Genomic DNA, 902 nt, shown 5'->3' on the forward strand with positions numbered 1-902 from the left:
ATTATTCTTTGCAAGTAGATGTTTGGGCTAGCACTATCCTTGTCATCATTTTGCATTAAAAAAGCCATAACTTCACTTGCAAGGCCGTGAGTATGCTGTCCGCTTGATATTCTCATAATATTGCCCTTATCATCTTTATCAAGCTTAGAGCCTATTAAAAGGCATCCCTTTGAGTCTTTGATTTTTCCTCCGCTGTGTATTAAGATATTTCTATCCTTGTGTATATATTTGTTGTGTAAATTTAAAAGAGGCTTATAATACCTTTGCCTTCCCTTATTATCCTTGTGTGGCTCATCCTTTATGCCTAACTCATTTAAATAAATTTGTAAAAGCTCTTTGTATTCCTTGCTTTGTGGTATTAAATACCTATCGCTTTTATGCCAACTAAGCTTGTAACTTCCTTCTGGTATTCTTAATTCTAAATTTGGGGTGATACAGTCAGGTCCGCTTCTTTCTAAAAAATAGTGATTATCCCACTTAGCAAAGGCTTGTAAGCTTTGACAAGATGTGCAAGCTTGTATGGTATTATTATCTTTGACATTGATATGTTCGTTACATTTAGGGTTTTCACTGTCTTTTCTTAGTATGCGAAATTTTGACACTGTTAGCTCTAAGTCCTCATAAATTCTTGATATTTCTATGTTTATTTCTTTTTTTTCTATGAATTCTAGGTATAAGGAGTTTGGATTAAGTTCTTTTATAAAGCTTGCTAGCTTTTCTTTTGAGTTTTTGTTTAAAGATAGGGAGTTTTTTGAATTTGTTTTTGAATTTGTTTGTGGGGTGTGTTGTGAATTTATTTGTGGGGTGTTTGTTGAATTTGCTTGGTGAGTGTAGGGTTGTGAGCTGTTTTGTAGGCTGTTATATGAATTTATTTGTGAATTTGCTTGTGAATTTGTTTGTGA

At 33.1% G+C, this 902-nt stretch carries 1 protein-coding gene; it reads right to left on the bottom strand.

Features of this window, described 5'->3' with window-relative positions:
* The coding region (locus DMC01_RS14150; protein ID WP_221887171.1) for a DUF5675 family protein at nt 1-902 on the bottom strand (902 nt) is incomplete at both ends.

This window comes from Campylobacter troglodytis (assembly GCF_006864425.1).
GTDB classification, from domain to species: domain Bacteria; phylum Campylobacterota; class Campylobacteria; order Campylobacterales; family Campylobacteraceae; genus Campylobacter_D; species Campylobacter_D troglodytis.